The sequence below is a fragment of the Nonomuraea thailandensis genome (assembly GCF_024172165.1).
In the GTDB taxonomy this organism is placed as follows: domain Bacteria; phylum Actinomycetota; class Actinomycetes; order Streptosporangiales; family Streptosporangiaceae; genus Nonomuraea; species Nonomuraea thailandensis.
Window position 1 is genome coordinate 6,029,376 of record NZ_JAMZEB010000002.1, and the last position, 20,972, is coordinate 6,050,347.

22 protein-coding genes are annotated in these 20,972 nt (G+C 73.5%); 13 read left to right on the plus strand and 9 right to left on the minus strand.

The genetic code is table 11. From position 1 onward, the window contains the following. Window positions 1–142 precede the first annotated feature (142 nt). The gene (locus HD597_RS31160) at window positions 143–1,009 is read left to right on the plus strand and encodes an alpha/beta fold hydrolase (RefSeq protein ID WP_253746627.1); all 867 of its coding nucleotides are present in this window, start codon (window positions 143–145) and stop codon (window positions 1,007–1,009) included. A 117-nt stretch (window positions 1,010–1,126) separates the two neighbouring features. Here the strand turns inward: HD597_RS31160 and HD597_RS31165 are convergent, their stop codons facing one another. Then, on the minus strand, window positions 1,127–2,218 hold the full coding sequence (locus tag HD597_RS31165; protein WP_253746628.1) for a PucR family transcriptional regulator: 1,092 nt from the start codon (window positions 2,216–2,218) through the stop codon (window positions 1,127–1,129). Between the two features lie 76 nt (window positions 2,219–2,294). On the opposite strand from HD597_RS31165, the gene HD597_RS31170 reads away from it, so the two are divergent. Together HD597_RS31170 and pruA are read left to right on the plus strand one after the other, a co-directional pair. Next, the gene (locus tag HD597_RS31170) at window positions 2,295–3,212 is read left to right on the plus strand and encodes a proline dehydrogenase family protein (RefSeq protein WP_253746629.1); all 918 of its coding nucleotides are present in this window, start codon (window positions 2,295–2,297) and stop codon (window positions 3,210–3,212) included. After that, entirely contained in the window at window positions 3,213–4,838 is a 1,626-nt protein-coding gene (pruA, locus tag HD597_RS31175; RefSeq protein WP_253746630.1) for an L-glutamate gamma-semialdehyde dehydrogenase, read from the plus strand. A gap of 114 nt (window positions 4,839–4,952) precedes the next feature. Here the strand turns inward: pruA and HD597_RS31180 are convergent, their stop codons facing one another. Then, entirely contained in the window at window positions 4,953–6,038 is a 1,086-nt protein-coding gene (locus tag HD597_RS31180; protein WP_253746632.1) for a helix-turn-helix domain-containing protein, read from the minus strand. A gap of 99 nt (window positions 6,039–6,137) precedes the next feature. Here HD597_RS31180 and HD597_RS31185 point away from each other — a divergent pair, with 99 nt between their 5' ends. From HD597_RS31185 to HD597_RS31200, 4 genes are read left to right on the plus strand one after another with little or no spacing between them, the layout of a single operon-like run. Continuing rightward, on the plus strand, window positions 6,138–7,361 hold the full coding sequence (locus HD597_RS31185) for an MFS transporter (protein ID WP_253746634.1): 1,224 nt from the start codon (window positions 6,138–6,140) through the stop codon (window positions 7,359–7,361). Beyond that, complete coding sequence (locus tag HD597_RS31190) at window positions 7,358–7,501, plus strand: hypothetical protein (RefSeq protein WP_253746636.1); 144 nt, start codon at window positions 7,358–7,360, stop codon at window positions 7,499–7,501. The genes HD597_RS31185 and HD597_RS31190 overlap by 4 nt, the downstream gene beginning before the upstream one ends. A gap of 55 nt (window positions 7,502–7,556) precedes the next feature. Continuing rightward, complete coding sequence (locus tag HD597_RS31195) at window positions 7,557–8,528, plus strand: GlxA family transcriptional regulator (protein WP_253746637.1); 972 nt, start codon at window positions 7,557–7,559, stop codon at window positions 8,526–8,528. Further along, on the plus strand, window positions 8,525–9,154 hold the full coding sequence (locus HD597_RS31200) for a DJ-1/PfpI family protein (RefSeq protein ID WP_253746639.1): 630 nt from the start codon (window positions 8,525–8,527) through the stop codon (window positions 9,152–9,154). The genes HD597_RS31195 and HD597_RS31200 overlap by 4 nt, the downstream gene beginning before the upstream one ends. A 112-nt stretch (window positions 9,155–9,266) precedes the next feature. Here HD597_RS31200 and HD597_RS31205 read toward each other — a convergent pair whose 3' ends face one another. Continuing rightward, window positions 9,267–9,851, minus strand: coding sequence for an ArsR/SmtB family transcription factor (locus HD597_RS31205; protein WP_253746641.1), 585 nt, complete (start codon window positions 9,849–9,851; stop codon window positions 9,267–9,269). A 68-nt stretch (window positions 9,852–9,919) separates the two neighbouring features. On the opposite strand from HD597_RS31205, the gene HD597_RS31210 reads away from it, so the two are divergent. From HD597_RS31210 to HD597_RS31220, 3 genes are all read left to right on the plus strand, one after another. Further along, complete coding sequence (locus tag HD597_RS31210) at window positions 9,920–11,167, plus strand: MFS transporter (RefSeq protein ID WP_253746642.1); 1,248 nt, start codon at window positions 9,920–9,922, stop codon at window positions 11,165–11,167. Between the two features lie 56 nt (window positions 11,168–11,223). Then, the gene (locus tag HD597_RS31215; RefSeq protein WP_080040917.1) at window positions 11,224–12,030 is read left to right on the plus strand and encodes a serine/threonine-protein kinase; all 807 of its coding nucleotides are present in this window, start codon (window positions 11,224–11,226) and stop codon (window positions 12,028–12,030) included. A 75-nt stretch (window positions 12,031–12,105) separates the two neighbouring features. Then, window positions 12,106–13,119, plus strand: coding sequence for an ABC-2 transporter permease (locus tag HD597_RS31220; protein WP_253746643.1), 1,014 nt, complete (start codon window positions 12,106–12,108; stop codon window positions 13,117–13,119). Window positions 13,120–13,135: 16 nt separating this feature from the next. Here the strand turns inward: HD597_RS31220 and HD597_RS31225 are convergent, their stop codons facing one another. Further along, entirely contained in the window at window positions 13,136–13,882 is a 747-nt protein-coding gene (locus tag HD597_RS31225) for a lysophospholipid acyltransferase family protein (RefSeq protein ID WP_253746644.1), read from the minus strand. Between the two features lie 18 nt (window positions 13,883–13,900). After that, a complete protein-coding gene (locus HD597_RS31230) occupies window positions 13,901–15,067 on the minus strand; it encodes a cytochrome P450 (RefSeq protein ID WP_253746645.1) in 1,167 nt (388 codons plus the stop codon). 54 nt (window positions 15,068–15,121) lie between these two features. Between HD597_RS31230 and dhaK the strand changes: the two genes are divergently transcribed. The 3 genes from dhaK (at window position 15,122) to dhaM (ending at window position 17,164) form a co-directional block, all read left to right on the plus strand. Then, window positions 15,122–16,102 carry a dihydroxyacetone kinase subunit DhaK gene (gene dhaK, locus HD597_RS31235; RefSeq protein ID WP_253746646.1) on the plus strand — a complete coding sequence of 327 codons (981 nt, stop codon included), beginning with the start codon at window positions 15,122–15,124 and terminating at the stop codon, window positions 16,100–16,102. Further along, window positions 16,102–16,719, plus strand: a complete 618-nt coding sequence (dhaL, locus tag HD597_RS31240) for a dihydroxyacetone kinase subunit DhaL (protein WP_253759548.1) — start codon at window positions 16,102–16,104, stop codon at window positions 16,717–16,719. Before dhaK ends, dhaL begins: the two co-directional genes overlap by 1 nt. A 67-nt stretch (window positions 16,720–16,786) precedes the next feature. Next, window positions 16,787–17,164, plus strand: a complete 378-nt coding sequence (dhaM, locus tag HD597_RS31245; RefSeq protein WP_253746652.1) for a dihydroxyacetone kinase phosphoryl donor subunit DhaM — start codon at window positions 16,787–16,789, stop codon at window positions 17,162–17,164. Window positions 17,165–17,259: 95 nt separating this feature from the next. Here dhaM and HD597_RS31250 read toward each other — a convergent pair whose 3' ends face one another. The 4 genes from HD597_RS31250 to HD597_RS31265 form a co-directional block, all read right to left on the minus strand. After that, window positions 17,260–18,936 (minus strand): thiamine pyrophosphate-binding protein, encoded by a 1,677-nt coding sequence (locus HD597_RS31250; RefSeq protein WP_253746653.1) that lies wholly within the window; start codon window positions 18,934–18,936, stop codon window positions 17,260–17,262. Beyond that, on the minus strand, window positions 18,933–19,706 hold the full coding sequence (locus tag HD597_RS31255) for a cyclase family protein (RefSeq protein WP_253746654.1): 774 nt from the start codon (window positions 19,704–19,706) through the stop codon (window positions 18,933–18,935). The genes HD597_RS31250 and HD597_RS31255 overlap by 4 nt, the downstream gene beginning before the upstream one ends. A 117-nt stretch (window positions 19,707–19,823) precedes the next feature. After that, a complete protein-coding gene (locus tag HD597_RS31260; protein WP_486348743.1) occupies window positions 19,824–20,492 on the minus strand; it encodes an Rv1352/Rv1906c domain-containing protein in 669 nt (222 codons plus the stop codon). A gap of 24 nt (window positions 20,493–20,516) precedes the next feature. After that, a complete protein-coding gene (locus HD597_RS31265) occupies window positions 20,517–20,945 on the minus strand; it encodes a CBS domain-containing protein (protein WP_253746658.1) in 429 nt (142 codons plus the stop codon). Between the last annotated feature and the right edge of the window lie 27 nt (window positions 20,946–20,972).

Sequence of the window (20,972 nt, forward strand, 5' to 3'; positions counted from 1 at the left end):
GGTCCGGGTGCCCCGGCGACACGGCGGCCCCGCTCGCCGATCCAGCGGTGTTGCCGGCGGCCGGCGCGGGCCGGGGTTCAGGCCGATGAGTTTCTGTCGGCTCCCTGGTCTAGATTGACGACCGACGAGAAGGAGCGACCCCATGACCGAGCCCAAGACCCACACCCTCGAGGTGCCCGGCGCCACCATCGCCTACGACGTGCGCGAGGCCGGGGGCAGCGGCGAGCCGCCCCTGCTGATGATCGGCTCGCCGATGGACGCCACCGGCTTCACCACCCTGGCCGGCCTCTTCCAGGACCGCACGGTCGTGACGTACGACCCGCGCGGCGTCTCCCGCAGCAGGCGGACCGACGGCCTGACCGAGTCCACGCCCGAGCTGCACGCCGACGACCTGCACCGGCTGATCGACGCGATCGGCGGCGGCCCGGTCGACGTCTTCGCCAGCAGCGGGGGCGCGGTGAACGCGCTGGCGCTGGTGGCGCGGCATCCCGAGCAGGTGCGCACGCTGGTGGCGCACGAGCCGCCGGTCGCCAAGGTGCTGCCGGACCGGGAGCGGGTGATGGCCGCGATCAGGCACATGCGGGAGACGTACGAGCGGGAGGGCTTCGGGCCGGCGATGGCGATGTTCATCTCGGTGACGGCGCACCGCGGCGAGTTCCCGGCCGATCCGAAGGAGCTGCCGGTGCAGGATCCGGCCATGATGGGCATGCCGACGCAGGACGACGGGTCGCGCGACGACCCGCTGCTGGGGCAGAACCTCATCACCTGCACGCACTACGAGCCCGACTTCGAGGCGCTGCGGGCCGCCTCGACCCGCGTCGTGGTGGGGGTCGGCGCCGAGTCGGAGGGGGAGATGGCCCATCGCGGGGGCGAGGGGGTGGCCGAGGGGCTCGGTGCGAAGCCCGTGACGTTCCCCAGCAACCACGGGGGTTTCATGGGCGACGAGTTCGGCATGCCCGGCCAGCCCGAGGCCTTCGCCGTCACGTTGAGGCAGGTCCTGACCGCGTGACAGCCCGGCCGCCCGCGAGCCTCATGAGCGGCGTACGGCCCGGCCGCCCGCGAGCCTCACGTGACCGCCGGGCCGATCGCCGGTCGCGCGGGCGCGTAACGGGGCCGCCGGCGAGCCTCAGGGACGGGTGACGGCCGGGCCGCCCGGAGCGTCGGGGGCGCGTAGCCGGGCGGCCTTCAGCCCCATGTGCACGGCGAGCCGGTCGTCGCCGTCCGACAGGTCGCGGTGGATGAGGCGCTCGGCCTTGCCCAGCCGGTAGTAGAGCGTCTGCCGGTGGATGCCGAGCTCGGCCGCCGTCCTCTGCGCGTGGCCGCCCCGGTCGAGGTAGACCTCCACGGTCTGGGCCAGCTCGGTGTCCAGCGCCGCGGTCTCGCCTGCCAGCTCGCGCAGGTCCGCCTGGCCCAGCCGGGCCAGCAGGCGGTGCACGCCCAGGTCCTCCCAGCGGGCGATGGGCGCGTGGCGGGGGAAGTGCTCGGCGATGCGCAGCGCCTGGCGGGCCTCGCGCCAGCTCAGCCAGGCGTCGGCCGGGTCGGCGCGGGGGGCGCCGATGCCGGCCGCGGTGCCGTACGCGCTCTGCAGGGTCTGCGCCACCTCGGCCGCCAGGTGGGCGGGGGCGAGCAGGGCGACAGGGGAGCCGGCGCGGGCCAGGACGCCGCGCGGGAGCGTCCAGAGGGCCGCCACGCGCTCCTGCGACTCGCGTACGGCGATGGCCGCGACCGGGCCCGGCACCTCGATGGAGACGCCGGCCCGCTCCTCGGGGTCGGCGGAGAGCAGGGCGCGCAGGCCGTGCCCGAGGTCCTGGCGGCTCCTGGCCTCCTGGGCGAGCGCGGCGGCGGCCCTGGCGACGAGCGGCGCGGCGGCGCGCAGGGTCTCGTCGGTCAGCTCGCCGGAGTCGAGCAGCCACAGGTAGCCGTAGGTGACGTCGGCGTGGCGCAGCGGCCAGCAGACTCTGGCCAGCACCTTGAGCTCGGCGTCGGCGGGGATCCTGACCGGCCCGCCGGCCCTGGCGATGCCGTAGCGTTCGAAGTACTCGCGCACCTCCCCTGTGGCGCGCCGGCGCAGGATCGACTCCTGGCGGACCGTGTCGATGTCGCCGTGCTGCGCCCCGTACGCCAGCAGCCGGAACGAACGGTCCTCCAGCGTCGCGGACGCGCCCAGCCGGGCGGCGATCTCGTCGACGATCTCTTGTAGGTCAGCCGAGTTGTGCATTTGTACGACAGCCTGCCACAAGCGGCGTTACGCCCGTCGATGGCCCCCTCTGAGCTGCGGTTTCTAGACTGAACGCATGCTGGGTCAACTGCTGCTCGCCGCTTCCAGAAGCGGCGTCGTACGCCGCTCCGTGTCAGGCTTCCCGCTCACGAAGAAGGTCGTGCAGCGGTTCGTCGCGGGCGAGGGCGTCCAGGAGGCCCGCGCCGCGATCGAACGGCTGCGCGACGCGAACCTCGCCGTCACCGTGGACCACCTCGGCGAGGAGACGCTCGACGCGCGGGCCGCCGAGGACACCGCGAACGCCTACATCACGCTGCTGCAGGCCGTCGAGCCGCTCCGCCTCGGCGCCCGGGGCGAGGTGTCGGTGAAGCTGTCGGCCGTCGGCCAGCGGCTCGACGAGTCGATGGCGCTGGAGCACGCCCGCGAGATCTGCGCCGCCGCGGCCGCCAGCGGCTCGACCGTCACGCTCGACATGGAGGACCACACCACGGTCGACTCCACGCTGTCGATCCTGCGCAAGCTGCGCGAGGACTACCCGGCGACGGGCGTGGCGATCCAGGCGTACCTGTTCCGCAGTGAGCAGGACTGCCGCGACCTGTCCTCGGAGGGCTCCCGCGTGCGCCTGGTCAAGGGCGCCTACCGCGAGCCCGCGTCGGTGGCCCACCAGGGCAAGACGGACGTGGACAAGGCGTACGTGCGATGCCTGCGGATCCTCATGGCGGGGAAGGGGTACCCCATGGTGGCGACGCACGACGACCGCATGATCGCGATCACCGAGCTGCTCGCCGACCGCTTCGGCAGGACGATCGGCGACCACGAGTTCCAGATGCTCTACGGAATCAGGACTGACCGGCAGGAGGCCCTGGCGGGAGCCGGTCACACGGTCCGCGTGTACGTCCCCTACGGCGACGACTGGTACGGCTACTTCATGCGCCGCCTCGCGGAGCGCCCGGCCAACGTCGCCTTCTTCCTTCGTGCCCTTGGGGGTAAGTAAATGGATGCCATCAGCAACGTCCCGGCGCCGGCGAACGAGCGCGTGCTCGGCTACGCGCCCGGCAGCGCCGAGCGGGAGACGCTGGCGGGCCGCATCAAGGAGCTGGCCGGAGCGTCGCTCGACCTGACCATGACCATCGGCGGCGAGCAGCGGCTCGGCGGCGGCGCCCCCATCGACGTGGTGCAGCCGCACAACCATGCCTCCGTCCTGGGCCGTACCAACGACGCTACGGCCCAGGACGTGCAGGACGCCATCGGTGCGGCGCTGAAGGCGGCGCCGGCGTGGCGGTCGCTGTCGTTCGACGAGCGTGCGGCGATCTTCCTCAAGGCGGCGGACCTGCTGGCGGGCCCGTGGCGGGCGACGCTGAACGCGGCGACCGTCCTCGGGCAGTCGAAGTCGGCGCAGCAGGCGGAGATCGACGCGGCCTGCGAGCTGATCGACTTCCTGCGCTTCAACGTGGCCTACGCCCGTCAGCTCTACGCCGACCAGCCGATCTCCTCGCCGGGCGTGTGGAACCGGATGGAGTACCGGCCGCTCGAGGGCTTCGTGCTGGCGATCACGCCGTTCAACTTCACCGCGATCGCCGGCAACCTGCCGACCTCGGCCGCGCTGATGGGCAACGTCGTCGTCTGGAAGCCGTCCCCGACGCAGCAGTTCGCCGCGCACTTCACGATGCGGCTGCTGGAGGAGGCGGGGCTGCCGCCGGGCGTGATCAACCTGGTGACGGGCAACGGGCAGGCCGTGTCGGAGGTGGCGCTGGGGCACCCGGCGCTCGCGGGCATCCACTTCACCGGCTCGACCGCGACGTTCCAGCACCTGTGGCGCACGATCGGCGAGAACATCTCCTCCTACCACGCCTACCCGCGCCTGGTCGGGGAGACCGGCGGCAAGGACTTCGTGCTCGCGCACCCCTCCGCCGACCCTGCCGTGCTGACGACGGCGCTGGTCAGGGGCGCGTTCGAGTACCAGGGGCAGAAGTGCTCGGCGGCGTCGCGGGCGTACGTGCCGCGCTCGGTGTGGAGCCGCATGCGTGACGACTTCGTCGCCACCGCCGAGTCTCTGACGGTGGGCGACGTGGCGGCGGACCTGTCGACGTTCATGGGCGCGGTCATCGACGAGCGGGCGTTCGCCAAGCACAAGGAGGCGATCGACCGGGCACGCGCGGCCTCGAACATCGAGGTGCTCACCGGCTCCTACGACGACTCCGTCGGCTACTTCGTCAAGCCGACCGTGCTGGAGTGCGCGGACCCGGCCGACGAGATCTTCGTCAAGGAGTACTTCGGGCCGATCCTCGGCGTGCACGTCTACGAGGACCGCGACTACGACCGGGTCGTGGAGCAGATGGAGGGCGTCGCCCCGTACGCGCTGACCGGGTCGATCATCGCCCAGGACCGCTACGCCATCGCCACGGCCGCCGAGCGGCTGCGCTTCGCGGCGGGCAACTTCTACGTCAACGACAAGCCGACGGGCGCCGTCGTGGGCCAGCAGCCGTTCGGCGGCGGGCGCGCGTCCGGCACCAACGACAAGGCCGGCTCGATCTTCAACCTGACGCGGTGGGTGAGCGCCCGCGCGATCAAGGAGACGTTCGTGCCGCCGACCGACCACCGTTACCCGCACATGGGCTGAGCGCCAAGGGCGATGGACACTCGGGCCGGGGCATCCCGGCCGGGCGTCCCCCGCCGGGCGGCCCGGCGAGCCGGACGATGGCTCGAAGGCGGCGTGTCGGCGGACCGGAGTCACTCAGCGCAGGACGGCCGTCAGCAGGTCGGCTCCCAGCGCCGTCAGGTCGGGGACGTTGACGGTGTAGCGGACGTAACGACCGTGCCGCCGGGCCGTGAGCAGGCCCGCGCGGCGCAGCACGGCGAGGTGGCGGGAGACCTCCGGGGGTGAGAGCTCCCAGGCGTGGGCCAGCTCACCGGTGGTGTGCGGGCCGCGGGCCAGGGTGCGCAGCAGCCGCAGCCGTACCGGGTGCGCGAGTGCCTCCAGCCGCCGCGTGACCGTCTCCAGCGACACCGGCTCCGACGGGCCCGCCTCGGCCACGGGGTACTGCACCACCGGCTGCCACCCGGGGGCGTGGAGCACCACCAGGTGCGGGCGGCCGAAGACGCTGGGCAGGAAGGTGACCCCGTTGCCGTGGGCGGCGGTCGCGTTGTCCTGCAGCTTGTCCACGATGATGCGGTCGCCGTCCGGCGCCAGGGTGAGGGCGCCGGAGACCGACGCGAGTGCCGCCCCGGCGCCCTGGCGCTTGAGCAGGTCGTTCTTCAGGCGCAGGTCGGTGGCGAGTCGCATGGCGACGCCCGTCCAGGCGGCGTCGAAGAAGGCCTCGGCGCACTGTTCGAGGGTCTGCCGCACCCGCGCCCGCACGGCTGCGGGGTCGGCGAGCAGCCGTTCGGCGAAGGCCTCCTGGAGCGCGCCGCGGGCCTGGGCCAGGTTGAGGGCCCGCTCGCGCGCCGTCGCGTCGGCGAGCGGCGACGGCCCGGCGAAGCTGACCCGGTTGCTGCCGCACGTGGTGATGAGCGCGGCGCTCACGTAGGACTCGTCGTCGATCCGGTCCACATCGTCCAGCTCCTCGGCGAGGGTCGGCCGGGGACGCGCGGGGACCAGGAAGTCGGCCCGTGAGGAACGCCAGAGGAACTCCGCCTCCCTGAGCCGCTCGGCCAGCTCCGGCCGCAGCCCGGCCCAGACGTCCCCGGCCCAGCCGGCGAACTGCGGGTGATGCCCGGGTTCGGCCAGCACGTGCAGCATCGCGGTCAGCTCGGCCAGCGGGGAGACGGCGAACCGCAGCCGCCCGGACGGCGGGCCGCCGATGTCGATCCTCAACGTCATCCCCTCATCATCGCGGGCCGGACGGCCGGCGACCGCCTCGATTGACGGTGTCCGTCAACCGGCGCAGCCCGCCTGGCGGCCGGCCGCATCGTTGACGCCATGGCAACCACCACCAAGATCCGGCCGCGCGCCCTCGTCCGTGCCTCCGGAGGGCCACGGTATGCCGTCGCCCTGGCCGTGGACGCGCTCGGCACCGGCCTGCTGCGGCCCTTCCTGCTGCTCTACGGGGTGATGGTGCTGCAGCTGTCGGCGCCGGTCACCGGCATCGCCATGACGGCCGGCGTCGTCGCGGGCCTGGCGTGCATGCCCGCGGCCGGCCGGTGGCTTGACCGGGGCGCACGCAGCACGGTCGTGGCGGCCTCGATGCTGGTGCGGGTGGCGGGCGTGGCGCTGCTGCTGGCCGCCCCGGCGGGGCACGTCTGGCTGTTCGCGACGGCGGCGCTCTTCCTCGGCATCGGCAACCAGGCCTGGCCGGCCGCCCACGCGGCTCTCGTGGCCACGCTCGCCCATGGCCGCGAGCGTGACGCCGCTCTGGCGGCAGGCCGCGCCCTGCGCAACGCCGGCCTGGGGGCGGGCGCCCTGCTCGCGACCGCGTGCCTGGCGGGCGGCGCCACCGCCTTGCAGGCGCTGGCGGCCGTCACCGGGCTCGCCTATCTCGCCGCGGCGGCCCTGGCCTGGTCGGTCCGCCTGCGCACGCATCCGGCCGCCGCTCCGGTCACGGGCGGGACCGGCGGGCCCGCGCCCCGGATGCGCGCGCTGCTGGCCGCCAACGTGATCTACGTCTTCTGCCTCAACGTCCCGGAGATCGCGCTGCCTGTGATCCTGGTGACGCAGTTGCACGCTTCCCCGGTGTGGCCGGCGGCCGTCTTCGTGGCGAACACGGTGCTGGTGGTCACCTTGCAGGTTCCGGTCACCGTCCTGATGTCCCGCTTCTCCCGGCGCGCCGTGCTGGCTCTGGCCGGCGTGGTGCTCACCGCGTCCTACCTCGGCTTCCTCGCGGCCACCTCGCTGGGGCCCGGCTGGGCCGCGCCGGCCGTCACCGCGATCTCCGTGGTCTGCACCATCGGTGAGATCATCTACGCCGGCAGCGCCACCGCGCTCGTCACCGCCCTCGCCCCGGCCCATCTCCTGGGACGTGCCCTCGCCCGTTTCCAGCTGTCCACGGGCTTCGGGCTCGCCGTCTCCCCGGCGGTCATCACCGCTCTCGCCTCCCACGGCTCGGCCGCCCTCTGGGGCGGCCTCTCCGCCGCGACGCTGCTGTCCGCCTCCGCCGTCGCCGCCGAGAAGGATCAGGGACGCCGCCGGGCGCGAGCAGGCTCGTGAGGGGAGCGCCCCTGCCGGCGGCCGCTGCGCTCGCCTTCGCCGGGCAGGTCACGGGCGTGGGCGTGGGCGCGGGCGTCGAGGGCGGCCGCATGGACGTGGAGGCCGCGCCCGTCGTCATCCTCGGCGGCCCCATGGCGTAATCTGCAATATTCGTGTCGTTGACGCCACGCGGGCGGCGCGACCAGCATGAGGAACATGCAGCGACGGGTCCTGATCGTCGTCTTCCCCGGGTTCCAGCTCCTCGACATGGCCGGTCCGGCCGACGTGTTCGGGACGGCGAGCCTGTTCGCGCCCGGCGGCGGCTACGTGGTGGAGGTGGCGGCGCCGGGCGGTGGCGCCGTGCCCGCGGGGAACGGCGTCACGGTCATGGCGGGAGCGCTCGGCGACGTCGCGGGGCCGGTGGACACGCTGCTGGTGGCGGGCGGGCTGAGCGTGCCCGGGCACGTCGAGGACCGGGAGCTGATCGGCGACATCGTGCGGCTGGCCGCCGGCGCGCGCCGGGTGGCCTCGGTCTGCAACGGCGCGTTCCTGCTGGCGGAGGCCGGGCTGCTGGACCACCGGCGGGTCACCACGCACTGGCTGTCCGCCAGCGAGCTCGGCAGCCGGTACGCCGCCGTCGAGGTGGACCCCGACCCGCTCTACATCGAGGACGGCGACGTCTGGACCTCGGCCGGCGTGCTGTCGGGCGTGGACCTGGCTCTGGCGCTGGTCGCCAGGGACCACGGCCACGCGCTCGCCGGCGACGTCGCCCGCGGCCTCGTGGTGTACCTGCACCGGCCGGGCGGGCAGAGCCAGTTCAGCACCCCGATGCGGGCCATGACGCCGCGCAGCGAGCCGCTCAGGGAGCTGCAGGCCTACATCGACGCCAACCCGGGCGCCGACCTCAGCGTGCCCGCGCTGGCGGCGCGCGCCGGGATGAGCGAGCGTCACTTCTCCCGAGTCTTCACCGAGCAGACCGGCCTGTCACCGGGACGGTACGTCGAGCGCAGCCGGGCCGACATCGCCAGGCGGCTGCTGGAGGTGACCGGTCTCCCGCTGGCGGCGGTGGCCAGGCAGGCGGGTCTCGGCACGCAGGAGACGCTCTACCGGGTCTTCCGCCGCCACTGGCGGATCTCGCCCGGCGACCATCGCAGACGATTCCACGCTCAGGAAAGGCCAGGCCCATGAACGTAGCCATCCCGCTCTATCCCCGGTTCACCGCGCTCGACGCGGTGGGGCCGTACACGGTGCTGGCCTTCTCGCCGGGCTGCACGGTCACGTTCGTGGCCGACCGGCCGGGGCCGGTCCCCGACGACCACGGCACACTCACGATCAACGCCACCGCCTCGTACGCCGACCTGCCCGCGCCGGACGTGATCGTCGTCCCGGGCGGCAGCGGCACCTTCGACGCGCTGTCCGACGAGGCCCTGGTGGGGTGGATCAGGCAGGCGCACGAGCACACGCGGTGGACGACCTCCGTGTGCAGCGGCTCGCTGCTGCTCGGCGCCGCGGGGGTGCTGGAGGGGGTGCCGGCGACCTCGCACTGGTCGGTGCTCGGCGAGCTCGCGAAGTACGGGGCCGAGCCGGTGAGCGAGCGCGTGGTCACCGCGGGCAGGATCGTGACGGGGGCGGGGGTCTCGGCGGGCATCGACATGGCGCTGACCCTGCTGGGGCAGGCGCGCGACGAGGAGACGGCGCGCAGCGTGCAGCTCCTGATCGAGTACGACCCGCAGCCGCCGTTCGACGGCGGCTCGGCGAAGACGGCCTCGCGGGCCATGATGGAGCGCGCCCTGAACCTGCTCCCGCTCCCCTGACCCGCCCGCTCCCGCGTGGAGCGGGCGCCCCCGTCCCTCCAGCCCGGGACGAGGGCGCCGCCCCTCCGGTCCTGCGCCGTTCCAGGCCGGCACCCGTGGCCCGGCCCCCAGGTCATCCGCCGTCTCCGGTGCCCACGGGCAGGACGTCGAAGTGCACCACGACGTGCCCGGTCCCGTCGCGGTCGCCGCTCTCCGACAGCGCGCGGTACCGCTCCAGCACCTCGAACACCTGGTCCCGCATGAGCGCCGTCTCCTCCGGGGTGAGCCGCAGGGAGCGCCGCCCGTACGCGCCGGCCTGCACCCACTCCTCCGGCGCCGTGGCCGACTCCTCGCGCCAGCGGGCCAGCTCCGCGCCGCGCGTGCGCACCAGGTCGTCGAGCAGGTAGTCGAGCGCGCCCGCCACCTCGGGGTCGGCGGGGCGCGCCTCGCCGTAGGAGAAGCCGCCGGGCGTGACGCGCCAGTACTTCTCCTTGCCGCGGCCCATCCCGGCCACCACCTCGATCATGCCGTGCTTGGCCAGCTCCCTCAGGTGGTAGCTGGTGGCGCCGGTGTTCTGGCCGAGCCGGGCGGCCAGGCCGGTGGCCGTCGAGGGGCCGTGCTCCTCGATGAGCTGGTAGATGCGCAGGCGCAACGGGTGGGCGAACGACTTCAGCGCGTTCGCGCCGAGAGTACGGCCGGAGAAGCTCTTGATCTGCATGACTGTGCAAGCCTATCTTTGCAAAGAAACCTGTGCACACTTTTCCTTACACATTATCGGAGCGAGCCGTGGCACGTCTCGGGCGATCGTTCGCCTTCCTGTGGTCATCCACGGGGCTGTCCAACCTGGCGGACGGCGTACTCAAGATCGGCGCGCCCCTGCTGGCCGTGACGATGACCCGTTCCCCCACGCTGGTCTCCCTCGCGGGAGCGGCGGCCACGCTGCCGTGGCTGGTGCTGGCGCTGCACGCGGGCGCCGTCGCCGACCGGGCCGACCGCCGCCGCGTCATGGTGTGGGCGAACCTCGTCCGCGCCGCCCTCCTCGCCGCCGTCGCCGCCCTGGCCGTGCTCGGCCTGCTGAACCTCTGGCTGCTGCTGGCCGCCGTGCTGCTGGCGGGGGTGTGCGAGGTGTTCGCGGACCTGTCGGCGCAGTCCGTTCTGCCCATGACCGTCCCCGGAGGGGAGCTGACCCGGGCGAACGGCCGGGTGTCCACCGCCCAGATGATCGGCAACGACTTCGTCGGCGCCCCCGTCGCGGGGCTCCTCGTCGTGGCGCTGCCCGCGGCCGTCTTCGGCGCCCCCGCCGTCCTGTACGGCGCCGCGGGACTGCTCCTGCTGGGCATGCGCGGCTCGTACCGGCTCCCCGGCCCGCCCGAGCGCCGCCCGATGCGGGCCGACATCGCCGAGGCGCTGCGCTACCTGTGGGGCCACCGGATCCTGCGCAGCCTCGCGATCACGGCCGGCCTGCTCAACCTCGCCAACGCCGGCTACTTCGCCGTCTTCGTGCTGTGGGCGGTCGGCGACGGGTCGCGGATCGGGCTGGAGCCGGGCGAGTACGGCCTCATGACCACGGCCTTCGCCGCGGGCGCGATCTTCGGGTCGCTGCTGGCCGGCCGGGCGGCGGCGGTGTTCGGCGACCTGCGGACGCTCGTGGGCAACTGGCTGACCACCAGCGTGCTGCTCCTGGTGCCGGTGCTCGTGCCGTCGCCCTGGACGCTCTACCCGACCGCCGTGCTGTGGGGCGTGGTCGGCGCCGCGGGGAACGTCCTGGTGATCTCGGCCCGGCAGCGGCTGATCCCGGCCGCGCTCCTCGGGAGGGTCAATTCGGCATACCGCCTCGTCGGGATGGGCGGGATGCCGCTGGGAGCGGTCCTCGGAGGCGTCGTGGCGGAGCTCGCGGGGCTTACGGCCGCCCTCGTGGGCGCCACAGGAGTATGTTTGGTGGCAGTCGGGCTGGTGTGGCGCGCTTTGTCAGATCAATTTTCTGGGCCTCTGACCAGCGAACCTACACTTTCCGACATATCCAGATCACGTTAGGCACCCTACAGCCTGTGCTGAGGTGACATGATTATCCCCGAGCTTGAGGGGATGGTATGCGGAAGATCGGCGGACGGTACCTCCTGAATGAGGAGGCCGGTCGTGGGGGGATGGGCGTCGTCTGGCGGGCGTTCGATCAGCTCCTCCACCGTACGGTGGCGCTTAAGGAGCTGACCTTGGCCGGTGAGGCCGAGATGGTGCGCCGCCGGGTGCTGCGTGAGGCGCGGATGGCAGCCGGGCTCACGCACCCGAACATCATCACGGTCCACGACCTCATCGAGGAGGGCGGCAAGCTCTGGATCGTGATGGAGTACCTCGACGGGCTCTCGCTGCACCAGTTGCTCTCGCAGGTGGGCACGCTGCCCGCCCAGTCGGTGGCGGCCATCGGGCAGCACCTGCTCGCGGCGCTGCGCACCGCCCACCAGGCCGGCGTGCTGCACCGTGACGTCAAGCCCGCCAACGTCATGCTGACCGGCGACCGGGTGGTGCTGACCGACTTCGGCATCGCGACCGCCGAGGGCGACATCCGCATGACCACCTCCCGCCGCCTGCGCGGCACGCCCGCCTTCATGGCGCCCGAGCGCCTGCACGGCGGGCCGGCCAGCAAGGAGGCCGACATGTGGTCCTTCGGCGCCACCCTCTACAGCGCCATCGAGGGCCAGCCGCCCTACCCCGGGCAGGACGCCGCCACGGTGCTCGGCATGGCCCGCAGCGGGCCGTACCCGCCGCCCCGGCGGGCGGGGGTGATGCGGCCGCTCATCGAGGGGCTGCTGCACCACGATCCGGTGCGCAGGTACACGCCGGAGCAGACGGCGGGGTTGCTGGCGGGCATGCGCGCCAGCGCGTACCAGGCGGCCATCTGACGGCGTGACGCCCCGGGGCGGTTCCCGCGTGTCGGCGAGGGGACCGCGGCGCCCGCGTGCCTAGCGTGGGTGGGCATGGACGACCGGACGAGCCGCCACTGGACGGCCTTCAAGGGGTCGCCGTTCTTCCCGGCGACCGTGATCGTGCTGATCCTCGCCGCCGCGGCGGGGCTCTTCGCCGGGTCCTACACCTACGCCATGGCCGACCCCACCCCGCACCGCGTCCCGGTCGCGGTGGTCGGCGTCAGCCACGAGACCGTGCGCGGCAGGGCGTTCGCCGCCGGCATGGAGCAGGCGCTGAACGCCTCGCTCGCCCTGTCCTTCGAGGGCTCCTTCGAGCGGGCCAGGCAGGCGGTCGAGGAGCAGCGGGTCTTCGGCGTCGTCGCGGTGCACGGCGACCACGTCACGCTGTACGTGTCGAGCGCCTCAGGGGCGTCGGTGGCGGAGCTGCTCACCGAGGCGGCGCCGAAGGTGGCCCCGCGCGTCGGGGTGCGGCTGACCGTCCAGGACATGAAGCCGCTGCAGCGGGGCGATCCGCGCGGGCTGGCGCTGTTCTACATCACCCTCGCGGCGGTGGTCATCGGGTTCATCGGGGCCGTCCAGCTCAGCGTCAACGCCGACGCGCTGGCCGCGTGGGAGCGCATCGCGTTCACGATGGCGTACGCCGTGCTCGGCGGGCTGTCCATCGTGGCCGTCGTGGACTGGGGGCTCGGCGCGCTCGACCTGCCCCTGCTGGAGTCGTGGTTCATCCTGGCGCTGACCATGTTCGCCTCCGGGATGGTCTTCACCATGTTCAACACGCTCGTACGGCGCTGGGCGATGGTGCCCACCTGGGGGCTGATGGTGCTGCTCGGCAACCCGTCCTCGGGCGGGGCGGTGTCGTGGCCGCTGCTGCCGTCGCCGCTGGGCGCGATCGGGCGGTGGCTGCCGCCCGGGGCCTCGATCAACGCCCAGCACACCGCCGTCTACTTCGGCGGGCACCAGCGGCTGATGCCGTTCCTGGTGCTGGCCGCCTGGGCGCTGGTGTCGTGCGTCGTCTTCCTCATCTGGCGCGACCGCCATCCCCAAGGCGGCCGTCCCGCCGGGTAGCCGGGGACGCCGGCCCTCAGTCGCGCCTGGCGCGGGCCTCCGCCTCGGCGGCGTCCATGGCCGCGGCCTCCTCGGGCGTCGGCGCCGTGCCGCCGAGGTGGGCGGGCTGCCACCACACGCCCTGCGGCACCTCCGGGTACGTGCGCTGCGCCCGGTCCACCAGCTCCGACAGGCGGGCGTGCAGGTCGGCCGTGTGCTCGTCGACGTTCTCGCCGCGCTTGGGGTACATCGGCTCCCCCACCAGGATCGACAGCGGCACGTGGCGCTGCAGCAGCTTGCGCGGCCTGCCCTTGGTCCACAGCCGCTGGCTGCCCCACAGGCTCACCGGGATGATCGGGGTGCCGGTGGCCATGGCCATGCGGATCGCCCCGTTCTTGATCTCCTTGACGGTGAAGGAGCGGCTGATCGTGGCCTCGGCGAACACGCCGACGACCTCCCCCGCCTTCAGCATCCGCAGCGCCGTCGCGTACGAGCCCGCGCCCGCCCCCCGGTCCACCGGGATGTGATGCATCCCACGCATGAGCGGCCCCGAGATCCGGTGCGTGAACACGTCCTCCTTGGCCATGAAGCGCACCAGCCGCTTCGACGGCAGCGCGGCGAACCCCGCGAAGATGAAGTCGAGGTAGCTGATGTGGTTGCTCACCAGCACCGCTCCCCCGGACCGCGGCACGTGCTCGGTGCCCTCCATGTGGAAGCGGATGTCGAGCACGCGAAAGAGGGTCCGCGCGGCGGCGATCACCGGCGGGTACACGATCTCAGCCATGTGCAGAAGGTAACCTACTCAGACGGGTGTCACGGTAGTCGGGAGGCTGACCATGCCCCGCACGTTGCCGTGGGCGGTGCGCCTGATGCCGGCCGGATCGATGTCGTAACCGGGCGCGACGGCCCGCGTCAGCTCCTCCAGCGCCACCCGGCCCTCCAGCCTGGCCAGGGGGCCGCCCAGACAGTAGTGGCGGCCGGAGCCGAAGCTGATGGCCCGGCCGGTGTCGCGGGCCAGGTCGTAGACGTCGGGGCCGGGGAAGACCGTCTCGTCGCGGTTGGCCGAGCCGATCAGGAGCCACATCCTGGCGTCCTTGGGGACACGGACGCCGTACCAGTCGGTCTCGCGCGTGAGGCGGCGGGCGATGCCGTGGGCGGGCGTGTCGTAGCGCAGCGACTCCTCCACCCACTGCTCGATCGCCCCGCCGAAGGCGGCGGCGCGCTGGGCGGGGTTGCGCCACGCCCAGTACCACGCGGCGCTGAGCAGGTGCGTGGTGGTCTCCGCGCCGGCGCCGATGAGCAGGAAGAGGAACGCCACGATGTCGTCGTCGGTCAGCTCGTCGTCGGCGGTGAGCACGGAGACGAGGTCGTCGCGGAGCGCCTTCCTGCGCTCGGCCACGATCGAGCGGTAGTAGTCGCCGAGCCCGATGACGCCCTTGAGCCCGTCCTCGGCCATCCTGCCGTCCGGGTCGTACATGAGCAGGGAGCCGAAGTTCCTGCGCACGTGCGCCCGCTCGGACGGCGGCACCCCCACCAGCTCCGAGATCACGTCGAGCGGCAGCCTGGCCGCGATCTCGCGGGCGAAGTCGAACGTCCGCCGCTCGACCGCCCGTTCGATGTGCCCGCGGGCGATCTGCCTGATCATCGGCTCCAGCGCGGCGACCCGGCGCGGGGTGAAGCCGCGGGAGATGGCGGCGCGCATGCGGGTGTGCTCGGGCGGGTCCATGGCCACGAACGACAGGAACGTGCGCGCGTGCGGCCCCCACGCGCCCGGGTCCAGCATGGGGCCGTGGTCGCTGGACAGCAGCGAGCTGTCGGTGAGCGCGGCCGAGACGTCGGCGTATCTGGACAGCGCCCAGAAGCCGAGATCGGGATTGTGGTACAGCGGCGCTCGCGCACGCAGCCGCGCGTAGACGGGGTAAGGCTCGTCGTTCACCGCGGGATCGTACGGGTTGTAGACGACATCCACCCCGCCCACGCTACGACGCTTGCACGGTCGTGAAAACGGGCAGATGTTTTGACCATGAAGAAGCTCATCAACTCGGCGGACTCCGTGGTTGAAGACGCGCTGAACGGCATGGCCGCGGCCCACCCGTCGCTGCGCGTCCGCGACCGGGTGGTCTACCGGGCGCAAGGCCCCCGCCCGGGCAAGGTGGGCCTGGTCTCCGGCGGCGGCTCGGGGCACGAGCCCCTGCACGCCGGGTTCGTCGGTCACGGCATGCTGGACGCCGCCTGCCCCGGCGAGGTCTTCACCTCGCCGGTCCCCGACCAGATCATCGACGCCACGAGGGCCGTCGACGGCGGCGCCGGGGTGCTGCACATCGTCAAGAACTACACCGGCGACGTGCTCAACTTCGAGATGGCCGCCGAGCTGGTCGAGGACGTCGAGGTGGCCAGCGTGCTGGTCGACGACGACGTGGCCGTCCAGGACTCCCTCTACACGGCCGGCCGCCGCGGCACCGGCGCCACGCTGTTCGTGGAGAAGATGGCCGGGGCGCTGGCCGAGGAGGGCGCGCCGCTGGCCGAGGTCGCCGCCGTGGCGGCCGAGGTGGACGAGCGCAGCAGGTCGTTCGGCGTCGCGCTGTCCTCCTGCACGGTCCCGGCGGCCGGCAAGCCCACGTTCGACCTGCCGGAGACGGACGTGGAGCTGGGCATCGGCATCCACGGCGAGCCCGGGCGGGCCCGGGTGGCGATGGTGTCGGCGCGCGAGCTGGCGGGCGTGGCCATGGAGGCGATCCACGGCGACCTGCCGCTCCAGGGCGACCTGCTGGTGCTGGTGAACGGCATGGGCGGCACCCCCCTCATGGAGCTGTACGTGGTGTTCGCGGAGGTCGCGGCGTTCGTCAGGGGCAAGGGGGCGCGGGTGACGCGGTCGCTGGTGGGCAACTACGTGACGAGCCTGGAGATGCAGGGCTTCTCCGTGACCGTCTGCCGGCTCGACGACAGGCTGACCCGGCTGTGGGACGCGCCGGTCGAGACGCCCGGCCTGCGCTGGGGGCGGTGATGGAGACCGCGCTGTTCGTGGCCTGGTTCGAGGAGGCGGCCAGGCTCGTGCGCGCCGACCGCGACCGGCTGACCCGGCTGGACGCGGCGATCGGCGACGCCGACCACGGCACCAACCTCGACCGCGGCCTCACCGAAGTGCTCAAGGCGCTGGCCGACACGGCCCTCGAGTCCGAGGCGCACGTGCTGACGACGGCGGGCGCGACGCTGATCCGCCGCGTCGGCGGCGCTTCCGGGCCCCTGTACGGGTCGCTGTTCCGGCAGATGGGCAAGGTGCTGGAGACGCCGGTGACGCTGGCCGGGTTCGCCGCGGCGTTCGAGGAGGGCGTGGTGGCGGTCGAGCGGCTGGGCAAGGCCGCGCTGGGCGACAAGACCATGGTGGACGCGCTGGCCCCCGCCTCGCGGGCGCTGGCCCTGGCCGTGCGCGACGGGGTGGGGGTGCGCCAGGCGCTCGACCAGGCGGCGCGCGCGGCCGCGGAGGGCTCCAAGGCGACGATCCCGATGCAGGCGAGGAAGGGGCGGGCCAGCTACCTCGGCGAGCGCAGCATCGGGCACGAGGACCCTGGCGCGGCGTCGGCGGCGCTGTTCATGACGGCGCTGGCCACCGTGGCCGGATGACCGTAGCGGGGCGGGCACGTCCCGGGGCGGGCGGCGGCGGCGCGACGACGGGAGGTGGCGGGGCGGCGTGAAGGTGGGTGTGGTGCTGGTCTCGCACAGCGCCGGGCTGGCGGCCGAGGCGGCGGCGCTGGCGCGCGGGATCGCGGGCGAGGACGCGCCCGTGGCGGCTGCCGGGGGCACGCAGGACGGCGGGCTGGGCACGAGCGTGGACCTCATCAAGGCGGCCGTGCGCAGCGTCGACAGCGGGCTCGGGGTGGTGATCATCCCGGATCTCGGCAGCTCGGTGCTGACCGCCCGCCTGCTGGAGGAGGAGGGGCGGGTGGTGGTGGCCGACGTGCCGTTCGTGGAGGGGGCCGTCGCGGCGGCGGTGGCGGCGGGCGTGGGCGCCCCGCTGGCCGAGGTGCTGGAGGCGGCCGAGGAGGCCCGCGCCTTCCGCAAGCTCTGACGCCCCGCGCCTTCCGCAAGCTCTGACGCCCGCGAGCCGCCTGCGCCCGGCGGCTCGCGAGGCAGGTGCGCTCGGCGGCTCGCGGGCGGGTGCGTTCAGTGGCCCTTGAATGCCTCCTCCAGCCACCACGAGCCGCGCTCCCCCGTCACCTTGGCGTGGACGAGCAGCGGCCGGTCGCGCGGGCCGTCCAGCCAGCCCGCCACGCCCGCCAGGTCCTCGCGGCGGGTGACGGTCACGGCGGCCAGGCCGTGGCCGCGGGCGATGGCGGCCAGGTCGGCCGGCGGGAAGGTGACCGTGCCGAGCGGGTGACCGTGCGGCCCGAAGTGGTGCACCTCGGCCCCGTACGCCTCGTCGTCGTACACGACGATCACCATGGGCAGCCCGAGCCTCACCACGGTCTCCAGCTCGGCCAGGCCCATGAGCAGGCCGCCGTCGCCGAGCGCGGCCACCGGGAGGCGGTCGGGGCGGGCCACGGCGGCGCCGATCGCCGTCGCCAGCCCCAGCCCGACCGACTGGAACGCCTGCGTGAAGCAGAACCCTCCCTCATCCGGGACATCAAGGAACATCGACGGATATCCCATGAAATTGCCGGAGTCGATGGAGACGATCCGCTCCGCGGGCAGGAGCTCGTCCAGGCCGATCGTGAGCGTCCTCGGGTCGATCCTCCCGCCGCCGCTCTCGTCCTCGTACGGCACGGCCCGCCAGCGCCCCTCGGCCCGGATGCGCTCCGCCACCTCGGGCGTCCGGTAGCCGGAGGCCTGCGTGGCCCGGCCCGTCACGGCCCGGGCGACCCCGGCCACGTCGCCCACCACGCCCAGGTCGGCGGGGACGTGCGTGTTGAGCGCCGCGGCGTCGAGATCCACCTTCGCCACCCGGGTGCCGGGTGAGATGAGCGAGCCGTGGCGGGTGGTCCACATGTTCAGGGCGCACCCCCAGGCGACGACCAGGTCGGCCCCGCGGATCAGCTCGGCGGTCAGCGGCGTGGCGAACCCGCCGGACACGTCCAGGTCCCACGGGCTGCCGCGGAACAGGCCCCTGGCCACCGCGGACGTCGCCAGCAGCGCGCCCGTCCGCGCGGCCAGCTCCTCCAGCTCGCGCCGCGCGTGCCTGGCGCCGCGCCCGGCGATGAACACCGGCCGCCGCGCCGCCTCCAGGGCCCCGGCCAGCGCCGCCACCTCGGCCTCCGCCACCGACCCGGCGGACCCCGCCCCCTCCGGCACCGACCCGGCGAGGGCGCCAGCCGGGCTGAGCAGCCCGGCGACGTGCCCGGCCACGTCGCCGGGCCCCTCGTAGGGGGCGGCCTGGACGCCGAGAGGCAGGTTCAGCAGCACCGTGCGCCGCTCCTCCACCGCCACCCGGTACGCCCGCACCGCCTGCTCCACGGCGGCCTGCGCCGAGGTGATCCGCAGCGCCACCGCCCCCACCGCGGTCGCCAGGGCGGCCTGGTCGATGTGGAAGTTGGACTGGGCCTCGGTGGCCTCGCCGGCCAGCACGATCAGCGGCGTCCGGCTCTTGGCCGCCTCCGTCAGGCCCGTCATGGCGTTCGTGAGCCCCGGCCCCTGGTGCACCGACACCACGCCGGCCCGCCCGCTCATCCGGGCGTAGGCGTCGGCCATGGTGGCGGCGCCGCCCTCGTGGCGGGCGGCGACGAAGCGCGCGCCGCTCGCCACGAGGGCGTTGGTGACGTGGAAGTTGCCGCTGCCGACCACCCCGAAGACGGCCCCCGCCCCGCACGCGGCCAGGGCCCGGCCGACGGCCTCCGCGACGATCAACGTTCCACCAGGGCCAGCACGCGCACCGGGCTGCCCGAGCCGCCCACGATGGGCAGCGGCGGCGCGACCACGACGGCGCCCGTCGCCGGCAGGCGGTCGATGTTGCGGAGCTGGGTGAGGCCGTACTTGCCGGCGCCCAGGAGGAAGGAGTGGCACGGGAAGGCGGGGTCGAAGGAGTGGGCGGCGCCCGCGTCGGTGCCCACGGTCTCGACGCCGATGCCCAGGATCGGGGTCTCGTCGGCCAGCCACCGCGCGCACTCCACGGAGACGCCGGGCGTGTGCGGCCCGGTCTCGTCGGCGTTCAGGAAGGCGGCCTGGTCGCCGGAGCGGGTGTCCCAGCCGGTGCGGTAGAGCAGCCAGCCGCCTTCGGGCAGCGGGCCGTTGACCCGCTCCCACTCCTTGACGTGGTCGATCTGCAGGAGGAAGTCGGGGTCCTTCGACGCCTCGGCCGTGAAGTCGAGCACCACGGCGGGCGCGATCAGGCTGCGCGCGGGCACCTGGGAGACGTCGTGGCCGTCACGGCCGGTGACCCAGTGGACGGGGGCGTCGAAATGGGTGCCGGTGTGCTCGCCGGTGTGGATGTCGTTCCAGTACCAGCCCGGGCCGCGGTCGTCGTACCGGCTGATCTCCTCCAGCCGGAACGGGATCGTGTTGCCGAACGGCTCGGGCAACTGGAGGATCGGCGTCTGCGCCGAGAGGGGCGCGGTCAGGTCGATCACTTCGATGGCGCCGCTGCGCACACTGTCGACAAAGCTCCGCAACACCGACATGTCTTCCTCCTTGGTGGGTTGAGCGAATCTTCCTACGCTCGCCCTACCAGTGCAAACACCTGGAGCGGCAGGCGGATGCGGGTCCCGTCCAGGCCGCGGGACAGCCGCCGCAGCACGTCAGGCGCGGGTCCACTCCACGCAGCCGCCCGTCTGGAACGCCTTGTCCGTGGCCTGGATCGTGACGGTGGCCGGGCCGTTCGGCATGCCGGTGGCGATCACGCCGCCGGTCGGGGTGCGCAGCCTGGCCCAGTAGCACATCGGGAAGCCGGACATGGGGCCGGTCGTGCGGTACGTGCCGGGCTGGATGTCGGTGCCGACGACGAGCGTGCGCAGCAGGGAGGACAGGTCCACGGCGGGACCGGTGGCGCCGCCGCCCGGAGTCGACAGACCGGGCTGCGTCTGACCCGGCAGAGGCTGCCCCGTCTGGCCTGGCTGCGGCTGCCCGGTCTGATCTGGCTGCGGCTGCCCCGTCTGGCCGGGCTGGGGCTGCCCCGTCTGGCCCGGCTGCGTCTGACCGGGCTGCGTCTGACCCGGCTGGGTCTGTGCCGGGGGCGGCGAGGTGTCGGCGGGGGCCGTCTGCTCCGGCGGGGTGTCCTCGACGGTCACCGTGACCCTGGGCTCGGGCTCCTCCTCCGCCGTCGTCCCCGCCCCGTACCCGATGAGCACGCCCAGCAGGAAGCCCAGCAGCGCGGCGAGCCCCGCGACGAGCACGATGATCGGCGGACTGCTCGTCGCACGCGGGTACTCGGGGTACCGGGGATGGTCAGGAGGCGGAGGCCCGTACATCACGGACCAAGCGTGCCATCCCTGTCAACGGTGGAGATAGTCGACGAGCGACGCCTTCTCCGTCTCCAGCTCCTCGATGGCGCTCTTGACCACGTCGCCGATGCTCACGATGCCGATGAGCCGGCCTTCCTCGACCACCGGCATGTGCCGGAACCGCTGCGTGGTCATCGTGCGGCGCAGCGAGTCGACGTTCTCGCCGGGGCCGACCGTGGTGACCTCGGTCGTCATGATCGCCGAGACCGGGGCGTCGAGGATCGAGGCGCCGCGGTCGTGCAGGCGCCGCACGACGTCCCGCTCGGAGACGATCCCCTCGATGACCTCGCCGTCGGTCGAGACGACCACGGCTCCGATGTTGTGCTCCGCGAGCTTGGCGAGCAACTCCCGCACGGTCGCGTCGGGCGCCACGGTCGTCACGCCACTGCCCTTGCCGCGAAGGATCGTCCCGATGAGCATGTGCATCACCTCTGCCCTCAGTCTTCC

Bases quoted from the DNA above. Each gene is read 5' to 3' on its own strand.
- HD597_RS31160 (WP_253746627.1), top strand. From the start codon at position 143: ATGACCGAGCCCAAGACCCACACCCTCGAGGTGCCCGGCGCCACCATC.
- HD597_RS31165 (WP_253746628.1), bottom strand. From the start codon at position 2,218: ATGCACAACTCGGCTGACCTACAAGAGATCGTCGACGAGATCGCCGCC.
- HD597_RS31170 (WP_253746629.1), top strand. From the start codon at position 2,295: ATGCTGGGTCAACTGCTGCTCGCCGCTTCCAGAAGCGGCGTCGTACGC.
- pruA (WP_253746630.1), top strand. From the start codon at position 3,213: ATGGATGCCATCAGCAACGTCCCGGCGCCGGCGAACGAGCGCGTGCTC.
- HD597_RS31180 (WP_253746632.1), bottom strand. From the start codon at position 6,038: ATGACGTTGAGGATCGACATCGGCGGCCCGCCGTCCGGGCGGCTGCGG.
- HD597_RS31185 (WP_253746634.1), top strand. From the start codon at position 6,138: ATGGCAACCACCACCAAGATCCGGCCGCGCGCCCTCGTCCGTGCCTCC.
- HD597_RS31195 (WP_253746637.1), top strand. From the start codon at position 7,557: ATGCAGCGACGGGTCCTGATCGTCGTCTTCCCCGGGTTCCAGCTCCTC.
- HD597_RS31200 (WP_253746639.1), top strand. From the start codon at position 8,525: ATGAACGTAGCCATCCCGCTCTATCCCCGGTTCACCGCGCTCGACGCG.
- HD597_RS31205 (WP_253746641.1), bottom strand. From the start codon at position 9,851: ATGCAGATCAAGAGCTTCTCCGGCCGTACTCTCGGCGCGAACGCGCTG.
- HD597_RS31215 (WP_080040917.1), top strand. From the start codon at position 11,224: ATGCGGAAGATCGGCGGACGGTACCTCCTGAATGAGGAGGCCGGTCGT.
- HD597_RS31220 (WP_253746643.1), top strand. From the start codon at position 12,106: ATGGACGACCGGACGAGCCGCCACTGGACGGCCTTCAAGGGGTCGCCG.
- HD597_RS31225 (WP_253746644.1), bottom strand. From the start codon at position 13,882: ATGGCTGAGATCGTGTACCCGCCGGTGATCGCCGCCGCGCGGACCCTC.
- dhaK (WP_253746646.1), top strand. From the start codon at position 15,122: ATGAAGAAGCTCATCAACTCGGCGGACTCCGTGGTTGAAGACGCGCTG.
- dhaL (WP_253759548.1), top strand. From the start codon at position 16,102: ATGGAGACCGCGCTGTTCGTGGCCTGGTTCGAGGAGGCGGCCAGGCTC.
- HD597_RS31255 (WP_253746654.1), bottom strand. From the start codon at position 19,706: ATGTCGGTGTTGCGGAGCTTTGTCGACAGTGTGCGCAGCGGCGCCATC.
- HD597_RS31260 (WP_486348743.1), bottom strand. From the start codon at position 20,492: ATGTACGGGCCTCCGCCTCCTGACCATCCCCGGTACCCCGAGTACCCG.
- HD597_RS31265 (WP_253746658.1), bottom strand. From the start codon at position 20,945: ATGCTCATCGGGACGATCCTTCGCGGCAAGGGCAGTGGCGTGACGACC.